This is a genomic window from Nocardioides sp., from assembly GCF_025965415.1.
GTDB lineage: Bacteria > Actinomycetota > Actinomycetes > Propionibacteriales > Nocardioidaceae > Nocardioides.
Genome location: NZ_JAOPWY010000178.1, coordinates 1 through 9834, shown reverse-complemented (window position 1 = coordinate 9834; position 9834 = coordinate 1). Strand labels below are relative to the sequence as shown.

General features: G+C 72.8%; 8 protein-coding genes. All 8 read right to left on the bottom strand.

Features of this window, described 5'->3' with window-relative positions:
- Positions 1-1100, bottom strand: a 1100-nt coding sequence (gene ftsZ, locus JWN97_RS18475) for a cell division protein FtsZ (protein WP_297626239.1), incomplete at its 3' end; no start/stop codon positions are given.
- Positions 1101-1344: 244 nt separating this feature from the next.
- A complete protein-coding gene (locus JWN97_RS18470; protein WP_297626236.1) occupies positions 1345-2091 on the bottom strand; it encodes an FtsQ-type POTRA domain-containing protein in 747 nt (248 codons plus the stop codon).
- Entirely contained in the window at positions 2092-3504 is a 1413-nt protein-coding gene (gene murC, locus JWN97_RS18465; protein WP_297626233.1) for a UDP-N-acetylmuramate--L-alanine ligase, read from the bottom strand.
- Complete coding sequence (gene murG, locus JWN97_RS18460; protein WP_297626231.1) at positions 3501-4583, bottom strand: undecaprenyldiphospho-muramoylpentapeptide beta-N-acetylglucosaminyltransferase; 1083 nt, start codon at positions 4581-4583, stop codon at positions 3501-3503. Before murG ends, murC begins: the two co-directional genes overlap by 4 nt.
- A gap of 10 nt (positions 4584-4593) precedes the next feature.
- Positions 4594-5886 carry a putative lipid II flippase FtsW gene (gene ftsW / locus JWN97_RS18455; RefSeq protein ID WP_297626228.1) on the bottom strand — a complete coding sequence of 431 codons (1293 nt, stop codon included), beginning with the start codon at positions 5884-5886 and terminating at the stop codon, positions 4594-4596.
- Between the two features lie 21 nt (positions 5887-5907).
- The gene (gene murD / locus JWN97_RS18450) at positions 5908-7404 is read right to left on the bottom strand and encodes a UDP-N-acetylmuramoyl-L-alanine--D-glutamate ligase (protein WP_297626225.1); all 1497 of its coding nucleotides are present in this window, start codon (positions 7402-7404) and stop codon (positions 5908-5910) included.
- 67 nt (positions 7405-7471) lie between these two features.
- Positions 7472-8584, bottom strand: a complete 1113-nt coding sequence (gene mraY, locus JWN97_RS18445; protein ID WP_297626222.1) for a phospho-N-acetylmuramoyl-pentapeptide-transferase — start codon at positions 8582-8584, stop codon at positions 7472-7474.
- The coding region (gene murF / locus JWN97_RS18440; RefSeq protein ID WP_297626220.1) for a UDP-N-acetylmuramoyl-tripeptide--D-alanyl-D-alanine ligase at positions 8581-9834 on the bottom strand (1254 nt) is incomplete at its 5' end. The genes mraY and murF, both read right to left, overlap by 4 nt.

The following is a 9834-nucleotide window of genomic DNA, read 5'->3' as shown; positions in this document are numbered from 1 at the left end:
TGACCCGGCTGACCGGGCTGTCCCGCCGGGCGCGCCTGACCCTGCTGGGGGGCCTGACCCTGCTGACCCGACGGGGCGGGCTGACCGGAGGGGCCACCGGCCGAGCGGCCCATGACCTGACCGAGGGCCCGCTCGTCGTCGCGGTGGGCCGGACCGCCCGCGTCGAAGCCGGCCGCGATGACCGTGACCCGCACCTCGTCGCCGAGGGCGTCGTCGATGACCGCACCGAAGATGATGTTGGCGTCGGGGTGGGCCGCGTCGGCGACGAGCTGGGCCGCCTCGTTGATCTCGAACAGGCCCAGGTCGCTGCCACCGGCGATCGACAGCAGCACGCCGTGCGCGCCGTCCATGCTCGCCTCGAGCAGCGGGCTGGCGATGGCCATCTCGCCCGCGACGATCGAGCGGTCGTCACCGCGCGCCGAGCCGATGCCCATGAGGGCCGAGCCGGCGCCCTTCATGACGGACTTCACGTCGGCGAAGTCCAGGTTGATCAGACCAGGCGTGGTGATCAGGTCGGTGATCCCCTGGACACCCGACAGCAGCACCTGGTCGGCGCTCTTGAACTCGTCCATGACCGAGACCTGCTTGTCACTGATCGACAGCTGCCGGTCGTTGGGGATCACGATGAGGGTGTCGACCTCCTCGCGGAGCTGGCTGATGCCCTCCTCCGCGGCGTTGGCGCGCCGACGTCCCACGAAGGCGAACGGACGGGTCACGACACCGATCGTCAGGGCACCCAGCGAGCGGGCGATCCGGGCCACGACGGGCGCGCCGCCGGTGCCGGTGCCGCCACCCTCGCCGGCGGTCACGAAGACCATGTCGGCGCCCTTGATGACCTCTTCGATCTCGTCGGCGTGGTCCTCGGCGGCCTTGGCACCCACCTCGGGGTTGGCGCCGGCGCCGAGTCCACGGGTGAGCTCACGACCGATGTCGAGCTTGACGTCGGCGTCGCTCATGAGGAGTGCCTGGGCGTCGGTGTTGATCGCGATGAACTCGACGCCCTTGAGGCCGACCTCGATCATCCGGTTGACGGCGTTGACGCCACCGCCACCGATGCCCACGACCTTGATGATCGCCAGGTAGTTCTGCGCTGCTGCCACGGCTCCGGGGCCTTTCTTGAAGGAGGACTGTGTGTGATGGGGGACTGCGAGTTCTGGGGAAGAGGACGAGTCCTGCTGACCGGCTGCTACCACCCCCGGGGCCACCGGAACTCTAACCGTGAGCCTGAGGGTTATAGTTATGTCAACCTCGCCTTTCGCATGACCATAGGCAGCGGGCGCGGCGAAACCTCGCCGGACACGCCCACGGATTGCGCGTCGGCAAAGATTTCCGACGCGCGACGGATCAGCCCAGGGTCTCCCGCACGGTCGGGTTGCCCGGGACGCTGACGTCGTACACCTGGGCCCTCACGGCCGCGAGCATCCGGTCGATGACCTCGGCCTTGAGCTCGGACTGCTCCGCACTCCCCCACAGCACCTGCCGCTGGTCGCGCATCACCAGGGTGATCTGGTCGACGGTCGCCACCTCGACGTGGTCGACGCGCGCGGCGAGGTCCTTCGGCAGGGCCGACACCACGGTGGCGGCCTCCTTGAGCGCGTCGGTGCCGGCCGCTCCCCCGGGCCGGATGCGCGGCATCCCCCGCGGCACCGTCTTGTAGTCGCGGAACACCACACCGTCGGCGTCGAGGCCGCGGATCCGGCCGGCGAGCTCGACCACCGCGACAGCGGTGCGCTCGACCACCACGATGCGTACGCCGTCGGGCCAGGCGCGGGTCACGTCGACGGACTTCACCTCCGCCAGCGAGCCGACCCGCGCGTCGGCGCGAGCGAGGTCGACGAGGGCGAGCTGGTCACCGAGCGGGACGTCGGCGACCTCGCGCACCCGGGCGTCGCTGAGCAGCTTGTTGCCGACGACCTCGACCTTCTTCACCTGCAGGGTCGCGGAGAAGAAGACCAGCCAGATCGACGTCGCGACCAGGGCGACGAGGGCGACGACCACCAGCACGTAGCGCAGCGACAGCCAGCGACGAGCCCACTGCCGACGTGCGAAGCGGCGACGCGTGCGCCGCGACGTCGGGACCTCCTGCTCCACTCACGCACCCCCGAGCAGGTCGAGGACCTGCGGCCCGACGCCGGTGATGTCGCCGGCACCGAGGGTGATGACGAGGTCGCCGGGACGCGCCCGCTCGGCCAGCGCGCGGGCGGCGGCGGGCAGCGAGTCGGCGTAGGTGACGTGCTCAGCGGGGAGGGGTACGGCGTCGGCGACCAGGTGCCCGGTCACGCCGGGGTCCGGGTCCTCGCGGGCGACGTAGACGTCGAGGACGACGACCTCGTCGGCCGCGCCGAGGGCGACACCCATGGCCTCGCCGAAGATGCGGGTGCGGGAGACGAGGTGGGGCTGGAACGCCGCGACCACGCGACCCTCGCCGGCCAGGGCGCGCGCCGCCTCGAGGTCGCCGCGGATCTCCACGGGGTGGTGGGCGTAGGAGTCGTAGACGCGGATCCCGGCGACCTCTCCCTTGAGCTCCATCCGGCGGCCGGTGCCGGTGAACCGGCCCAGCCCCTCGACGAGCGCGCCGAGGTCGCAGCCGAGGCGAAGCCCCATCGCGAGGGCGGCCACGGCGTCGAGGACGTAGTGGCGGCCGGGGATCCGCAGCCGCAGCTCGCCGAGGTCGGCCCCGGCGCGGGTGAGCCGGCACGTGGAGGTGGAGCCGTCGAGGACGAGGTCGTGGATGCGCAGGTCGGCGTCGGCGGACTCCCCCACCGTCACCACCTCCAGGCCCTGCGCGCGCGCCTGGCGCGCCAGCTGGGCGGCGCCGGGGTCGTCGAGGACGCAGACGAGGAAGCCCGACCGGTCGACCGTGTCGGCGAAGTCCTCGAAGGCGCGGTGGTAGGCCTCCTCGGTGCCCCAGTTGTCGAGGTGGTCGGCCTCGACGTTGGTGACGATCGCGGCGTACGGGCGGTAGACGAGGAAGGCGCCGTCGCTCTCGTCGGCCTCCGCCACGAAGAGGTCGTCGGTGCCCGCGTCGGCGTTGCGGCCCGTCGCGGTCAGCACGCCGCCCACGGCGTACGACGGATCGACGCCGGCCGCCAGCAGGGCCGAGGTGAGCAGCCCCGTGGTCGTCGTCTTGCCGTGCGTGCCGGCGACCGCGAGCACCCGCGAGCCGGCCATCACCGCGGCGAGGCCCGCCGAGCGCGGCAGGATCCGCAGGCCGCGGCGCTGCGCCTCCAGCACCTCCGGGTTGTCGTCGCGCGCCGCAGTGGTCACCACGAGCGTGTCGGCGTCGCCGACGTGGGTGGCGTCGTAGCCGAGGTGGCAGGTGACCCCGAGCTCGCGCAGCGAGGGCAGGAAGGGGGTCTCGTGGTCGTCGCTGCCGGTGACGGTGAGGCCGCGCGCCGCCATGATGCGGGCGATCGCGGAGATGCCCGCGCCGCCGATGCCGACGCAGTGCACACGACCGAGCTCGGCGGCCGGGAGGATCTCGTCGGGGACCGGGATCCTCACGAGGCCGGCCCGTCGGCGGCGGCCAGGACCAGGCCGGCCAGCTTGTCGTCGGCGTCCAGCGGGATGACGCCGCGGGCCGCGGCGCCCATCTGCGCCAGCCGGGTGGCGTCGTCGAGCAGGCCGGGCACGCTCGCCGAGACCCATTCGGGCGTCAGGGCCGCGTCGGCGACCAGCAGGCCGCCCCCGGCGTCGACGACGGGGCGGGCGTTGAGGGCCTGCTCGCCGTTGCCGATCGGGAGCGGGACGTAGATCGCGGGCAGGCCCACGCCGGACACCTCGGTGACGGTGTTGCTGCCAGCCCGGCACAGCACGGCGTCCGCGGCGGCGTAGGCGAGGTCCATCCGGTCGACGTAGTGGAGCACGACGTAGGGCACCTCGCCCGAGGGGACGTCCAGGTCGTGCTTGGGGCCGACGATGTGGAGCACCTGCACGCCGGCCGCGGCGAGGTCGGCGGCGGCGCCGGAGACGGCCGCGTTGATGCGGGCCGCGCCCTGGGAGCCGCCGGTGACCATCAGGGTGGGCAGGTCGTCGCGCAGGCCGAAGGTCGCCAGCGCCTCGCCGCGCAGCGCGTCGCGGTCCATCGTGGAGATGAGCCGCCGGATGGGCAGGCCCGTGCAGACCGCGTGCGGCAGGTCGGTGCCGGGGAAGCTGGTGGCGACATGGCGGGTCATCCGCGCGCCGAGCTTGTTGGCGACACCCGGGATCGCGTTGCCTTCGTGGACCACGATCGGCAGGCCGCGCTTGCGGGCGGCGAGGTAGGCCGGCACCGAGACGTAGCCGCCGAACCCGACCACCACGTCGGGACGCACCCGGTCCACCACCTCGAGGGCCGCGGCGCGCGCGGCGCGCAACCGGGTCGGCGTACGGAGCAGGTCGGCGCTTGGTCGCCGGGGCAGCGGCACGCGGGGCACGAACTCCAGGGGAAGGCCGGCCTCCGGGACGAGCCGCGCCTCGAGGCCCTCGCGGGTGCCGAGGCAGGTGACCTCCGTCGCCGGGTCGAGCCGGCGCAGGGCGTCGGCAGTGGCGAGCAGGGGCGAGGTGTGACCGGCGGAACCGCCGCCGGCGAGAAGTACGCGCATCAGGGCGAATCTATCGACTGGTCGAGGCGGCAAGACCGGCGGAGCGGTTGCGGCGGCGCGCCGCCAGCGCGGCCGCCGCCTCGGGCTCGCGGCGGGCGAAGCCGATGACCAGCCCGAGCGCGACCAGCGAGGGCAGGAGCGCGGAGCCACCGTAGGAGACGATCGGGAGCGGGATGCCGATGACGGGCAGCACGGCAAGGACCATGCCGACGTTGATGATCATCTGGCCGAGCAGCCAGACCACTATGCCGAAGGTGGCATAGCGGACGAACGGGTCCTGGGTGCTGAGGGCCACGCGGATAGCGGCGTAGGCGATCGTGAAGAACAGGCCGACCACCAGCATCGTGCCGACCAGGCCGAGCTCCTCGCCCAGCACGGCGAAGATGAAGTCGGTGTGGGCCTCGGGCAGGTCGCCCCACTTCTGGGTCGAGGCGCCGATGCCCTGGCCGAACCACCCGCCGCTGGAGAGGGCGTACAGACCGTGGGCGGGCTGCCACCCGGCGTCGGTGTAGTCCTTGAACGGGTCGGTGAAGTGGGTGATGCGGTTGAGCCGCTCGGGGTCCGTCGCGGCCAGCGCGACGGCGGCGACGCCGAGGACGGAGAAGCTCAGGCCGAAGAGCCGCAGCGGCGCACCGACCACCCAGAGCATGCCGAGCAGGATCGCGGCGAGGACCATCGCGGTGCCGAGGTCGCGACCGACGAGGACCAGGCCGATGACGGCGAAGAGGCCGGGCACGACGGGCACCAGCAGGTGGTGGAGCTCGCGCAGGCGGCGCTCCTTGTGGGCATAGATGTTGGCCGCCCAGAGCACGATCGCGAGCTTGGCGACCTCGGCCGGCTGGATGGTGAAGGGGCCGAGCGCGAGCCAGTTCTTGTTGCCGTTGACGACCACGCCGAACCGCGCCACCAGCCCGAGCAGCACCAGCGCCACCAGGAAGCCGGGATAGGCCAGCCGCCGGATGTGCCTGATCGGCAGGCGCGAGGCGACCCACGCGGCGGGCAGCCCGATCACCACCCACAGCAGCTGGCGCTTCACGACGGCGTAGGAGTCGTCGTAGACGAGGTAGGACCGCACGCTCGAGGCGCTGAGCACCATGATCAGGCCGATGGTGAGGAGCAGCGCGGACGAGCCCAGCAGCAGGTAGTAGGACGCGAGCGGCTTGTCGATCGCCTCGCGCACCGAGCGCCAGCCGGAGGCCGTGCCCTCGCCGACGGAGCGCAGCACCGAGGCGGTGCCCGATCCCAGCGGCGTCCGGGAACGGGTCGGCGGTGCGGGGACGTCCTCGGGGTTCGCGGTGGTCACGGTGCGCTGCCCCTCCGGTCGTCAGGTCTGGTCGTTGCGGGCGATGCGGGCGTGCACGGCGGCCGCGAACGCGTCACCGCGGGCGCCGTAGTTGAGGAACATGTCCATGGAGGCGCATCCCGGCGCCAGCAGCACCGTGTCACCGGACCTGGCAAGCCCGGCAGCGGCGTCGACCACGCGCTCCATCGGATCCCCAGTCTCGTCGGCGCCCACATCGATGACGGGCACATCGGGCGCGTGTCGCGAAAGAGCGTCCGCGATGACCTGGCGGTCGCGCCCCAGCAGCACGACGCCCCGCAACCGCTCGCGGACCGCGACCACGAGGGCGTCGAAGCGGGCGCCCTTGGCCAGGCCGCCGGCGACCCAGACGACGTCGTCGTAGGCACGCAGCGACGACTGGGCGGCGTGCGGGTTGGTCGCCTTGGAGTCGTCGACCCAGGTCACCCCGCCGGCCTCGGCGACGAGGGCGATCCGGTGGCCGTCGGGGCGGAAGGCGCGCAGCCCGTCGCGCACCGCCTGCTGGCTGACGCCGTGCGCGCGCGCCAGCGCAGCGGCCGCCAGGGCGTTGGCGACGAAGTGGGGCGCCGTCGAGGCGAGGTCGTCCAGCGTGCAGAGCTCGGCAGCGCTGGTGGCGCGCTCCTCGATGAAGGCCCGGTCCACGAGCAGGTCCTCGACGATCCCGACGCTGCTGGGGCCGGGCATGCCCAGGGTGAACCCCACCGCGCGGGCGCCCTCGACCACGTCGGCCTCGGCCACCATGGCCTCGGTCGCCGGGTCCTCGTGGTTGTAGACGCAGGCGCGCTGCACGCGCTCGTAGATGCGGGCCTTGTCGGCGGCGTAGGACTCCATGCCCGTCCGCGTGCCGCCGTGCCCGTCCGGCTCGTCGTCGTACCAGTCGAGGTGGTCCTCGGCGAGGTTGAGCACCACGGCCGACTCGGCCGACATGGAGTGCGTGTAGTGGAGCTGGAAGCTGGAGAGCTCGACGGCGAGGACGTCGTAGGGCTCGGGGTCCATCACGGCCTCCACGATGGGCAGCCCGACGTTGCCGACCGCCGCAGCGCGCAGGCCGGCCGCGCGGAGGATCGACTGCAGCATCTGCACCGTGGTGGTCTTGCCGTTGGTGCCGGTGACGGCCAGCCAGGGGGCCGGGTGCTCGGGGTCGCGCAGCCGCCACGCGAGCTCCACCTCGCCCCAGACCGGGATGCCGCGCTCGACGGCCTGGGCCAGGAGGGGCGCGGTGGGCTTCCACCCCGGCGAGGTCACGACGAGGTCGACGTCGTCGGGGAGCACCGCGGTGGCGCCCGGCTCCAGCCGGACGGTGGCACCGAGGGTCTCGAGCAGCTCGGCCTTCTCGGCCCGCTCCTCCCCCGCCACCTCGTCGAGGGCGGTCACCTGCGCGCCGAGGAACCGCAGGTTGTCGGCGGCCGCGTAGCCGGAGACGCCGAAGCCGGCGACCACCACGCGGACGCCGGACCAGTCGCTGGTGCGGCCGAGGGAGTCGATGTCGGTGGCGCTCATGCGGGGTCCCCGCGGCGTTGTCCGACGGAGGAGCGCAGCGGCGGAGACGGAGAACGTCGTGGGGTGCTCATCCGATTCCGGCGACCCACTCGGCGTAGAAGATGCCGAGACCGATCGCGACCGCGAGCCCGGTGATGATCCAGAAGCGGATCACGATGGTGACCTGCTCCCACCCGAGCATCTCGAAGTGGTGGTGCAGGGGCGTCATGCGGAACACGCGGTGGCCCGGCTGGACCTTGAAGATGTTGCGGAAGGTGCTGCTGGCGCGACTGACCTTGAAGACCGAGACCTGGATCATCACCGACAGCGTGATCACCACGAACAGGCCGCCGATGACCAGCAGCAGCAGCTCGGTGCGGGTCATGATCGCGAAGCCGGCCATCGCGCCGCCCAGGGCGAGCGAGCCGGTGTCGCCGAGGATGATCTGGGCCGGCGAGGCGTTCCACCACAGGAACCCGAAGCAGGCCCCGGTGAGGGCGGCGGCGACCACCGCGAGGTCCAGCGGGTCGCGCACCTCGTAGCACTTGGGGCCGGCCTCGAGGGCGCAGGACTGGCTGTTCTGCCAGATGTTCACGAGCGTGTAGGCGGCGAAGATCAGGATCGAGGCGCCCGTCGCGAGGCCGTCGAGACCGTCGGCGAGGTTCACCGCGTTGCTGAAGCCGGTGACGACGAACCACAGCAGCAGCAGGGCCAGCACCGCGGGAAGGGCGAACCGCTCGTAGTCGCGGATGAAGGAGATGTGGTCCGACGCGGGCCGCCAGCCGCGCTCGTCCTCCAGCGCCGGCGACAGCGCCAGGACGCCGAAGATGAGCGCGACGACCGTCTGGCCGATCATCTTGGCGCGACTGCGCAGGCCGGTGCTGTGCTGCCGGCTCACCTTGAGGAAGTCGTCGAGGAAGCCGACCGCGCCGAGGCCCACCAGCAGGAAGAGGAGCAGCAACGCGGAGGCGGTGGGCGCCTGGCCGGTGATCACCTTGGCCGCGAAGTAGCCGACCACGGTCGCGAGCACGACGACGGCGCCGCCCATGGTCGGCGTGCCGCGCTTGGTGTGGTGCGTGGTGGGACCGTCGTCACGGATCGGCTGGCCGAAGCCCTGCCGGGTGAAGAACCGGATCGCGTAGCGCGTGCCGAGGAGGGAGATCAGAAGGGAGAGTCCTCCTCCGAACAGGATGGCTCTCATCTCGTGGTGGTCCCTTTCTCGAGGAGGTCGTCGGCGATCAGCTCCAGCGCCGCCCCCCGTGATGCCTTCACGAGGACGACATCAGCAGCCGAGACATTGTGCCGCAGCCAGTCGGCCGCCGCGTCACGGCCCGCCGTCGTGACGGCCGTCCCCCGCTGCCCCGCATCCTCGTAGCCCCGCGCGACGGCAGCCGCTGCAGGGCCGACCGCGACGAGCACGTCCACCCCGACCTCGGCGGCGTACGTCCCGACGCCCGCGTGGGCCTCGACCGCACCGTCGCCGAGCTCGAGCATCTCCCCCAGCACCGCGACCGTACGCCGACCGCTGCGGGCCCCGATGCCCGCGAGGGTCTCGAGGGCGGCGCGCATCGACTCGGGGTTGGCGTTGTAGGCGTCGTTGACGACGTCGAGGCCGTCGGCGCGCTCGGTCTGCTCCATCCGCCAGCGGCTGGTGGGCCCAGCGTCACCGAGCGAATCGGCGACGGCATCGAGGTCGAGGCCCGCCGCCAGGGCCATCGCCGCCGCGGCGGCGGCGTTGCGCCACTGGAAGGCACCCACCTGGGCGAGGTGGACGGTGGCGCCGGACCCGCGGTGGACCAGCTCGAAGGACTGCCGGCCGAGGTCGTCGCTGGTGATCTCGCCGACGGCGACGTCGGCCGGGGCGGCACCGAAGGTGGTCACCGTGGCAGCGGTGCGCGGCGCCATCGCGACCACGAGGTCGTCGTCGGCGTTGAGCACGGCGGTGCCGTCGACCGGCAGCGCGTCGATGATCTCGCCCTTGGCACGGGCGATCGCCTCGCGGCTGCCGAACTCGCCGATGTGGGCGGTGCCGACGTTGAGCACCGCGGCGATGTTCGGGGGCGCGATCTCGCACAGCTCGGCGATGTGGCCCACGCCGCGCGCGCCCATCTCGACGACGAGGTAGCGGGTGTCGAGCCCGGCGCGCAGCACGGTCAGGGGCACCCCGAGCTCGTTGTTGAAGTTGCCGCGGGTGGCGACGGTCGGCCCGTCGTCGGCGAGGACGTGGGCGAGATAGTCCTTGGTGCCGGTCTTGCCCTGCGACCCGGTCATCGCGAGGACGACCAGGTCGGGGAGCTGGTCGACGACGTGGCGGGCAAGGCGGCCGAGCGCGGTGGTCACGTCGTCGACGACGACGGTGGGCAGCTCGGTGGGCCGGCTGCCGAGCGCCGCGACCGCACCCGCGGCGCCGGCAGCGGCCGCGAAGTCGTGGCCGTCGGCCCGCTCACCGGC